Source organism: Roseateles sp. P5_B10 (genome assembly GCF_056400485.1).
The window spans coordinates 1-1,991 of record NZ_JBFULE010000907.1; the positions used below are offsets into that span (position 1 = coordinate 1).

Below are 1,991 nucleotides of genomic sequence, written 5' to 3' on the forward strand. Positions count from 1 at the left end.
CGCCTACAACCGCGACATCAGCTACACGAACACCGACCGCATCTCCGGCCGCGTGCAGTTCCTCGTCACGCCCTCGCCGGACTTCAAGGCCCGCTTCGCCTTCGACCTGCAGCCGCGCGCCGGCGAGACGACCAACGGCCGCAGCTTCCCCGTCATCAACCCGCCGACGACCTACTCCAACGGCGCCCCCATCACGACGGTGACCAACGAGCAGCGCCTGGGCCGCCGCTGGTTCAAGGACAACACCGGCTATTCCCTCGCCGACTACCAGAACCTGCTGACCACCGACTCGGTGCGCCCGCTGGTGACGGGCAGCTCGGGCGCCACAGCCGACCTGAACTGGCAGCTCGGCAGCCACACGCTGACGTCGATCACCGCCTACAAGAGCTATCACTTCGACGCGGTGAACGACGACGCGACGCCTTTCGACGTTTATCGCAATGCCGGCGGTTTCTGGAACGACTACCGCCAGGCCACGCAGGAGCTGCGCCTGACCTCCGCGCCCGGTGGCTTCGTCGACTACCAGGCGGGCCTGTACTTCATCAAGGTGGACAACACCGCTGACTACCGCCGCTGGTGGGGCAACGACGCCGGCGCCTGGTTCGCCAACAACGCGCAGTACGCCCGACTGGACGCCGACGCCGCCGGCCGCGACCTGCTGCGCAACAGCCTGGCCAATGTGAAGGCCTCCTACAACAGCCCGACCGGCGTGCAGGACATCCGCAACAAGAGCGCGGCCATCTTTGCCCAGGCCAACTGGCACCTCAGCGAGGCGTTGACGCTGACCACCGGCGCCCGCCTGACGCGCGAGGACCGCCGCAACACCGGCACCAGCCGCATCACCAGCGACGGCAGCGCGCCCGAGCTGAACCCGGTCAGCGTCAACGGCGTCGCCCTGGGCGGCTTCGCCACCAACGCGACGGGCGACCTCGCCGCCGGCAACACGGCCGAGCAGATCGCGCTGGCCAACGCCACGGCGGCCAAGTACTTCAACGTGCCGACCTACGCTGCCCTGAGCGCCGCGCAACGCCGCCAGGTCGCCGATGCCAAGGCAATCCGCCAGGCCAACATCGGCGTGCTCTTCCCCACCACCGAGGCCGAGCCCTTCAAGAAGACGCAACCGGCCTGGGTGCTGAGCCCGAGCTACAAGTTCAACCGCGACCTGACCGGCTATGCCTCGCTGCAACACGGCGAGAAGGCTGGCATCGCGCAGTTCGTCAACGGCGTGTCCTCGCCCGTCGAACCCGAGAAGACCGACAGCTTCGAGCTGGGTTTCAAGTCGGCGCTGTTCAACAAGACGCTGATCCTGAACGCCGACGTCTTCCAGACCCGCATCAAGAACTACCAGCAGAGCGTGCGCGTGCTGGACGTCTACACGACGACGCAGACCAACGACGGCACCCGCTACTACACCAGCGCCACCGGCAACGCGCCCAAGGTCGAGGTCAAGGGCCTGGAGATCGACGGCGTCTACGGCGGCATCCGCGACCTGACGGTGCGCTTCTCGGCCGCCTACAACGACGCCAAGTACAAGTCCTTCCCGAACGCCGCCCAGCGCATCGAGGACGCCTACCCCGGCTCCGCGCCCTATACCGACATCAGCGGCCGGCCCCTGGCGGGCGCGGCCAAGTACACCGGCAACATCGGCGTGGACTACCGCCAGCCGGTCTGGGGCGACAAGGAGATCAACTACACCGGCAACGTGGCCTTCTCTTCGTCCTACTACTCGGACGTCAGCCTCTCGGCCTATTCCATCGTGCCCAAGAGCACGACGGTGGACGCCGGCATCGGCTTCGGCACGCGCAACAAGAGCTTCAACGTCAGCCTGATCGTCAAGAACCTGTTCAACGACGACACGGTGCGCTCCATCAGCAGCACCAGCTACACGCCGGCCATCCCGCGCAGCGTGGGCATCCAGTTCATGGCCAGGTTGTAAGCGCTGTCGATCCGTCAACAGCGTTTCAACAGCGCTGTTGGCGCCACCGCAAATC

1 protein-coding gene is annotated in these 1,991 nt (G+C 66.5%); it reads left to right on the forward strand.

The window, feature by feature from the left end; translation table 11 throughout:
• A partial coding sequence (locus tag AC1DU6_RS29095; protein ID WP_477861427.1) for a TonB-dependent receptor domain-containing protein occupies nt 1-1,936 on the forward strand: 1,936 nt, incomplete at its 5' end.
• Nucleotides 1,937-1,991 lie beyond the last annotated feature (55 nt).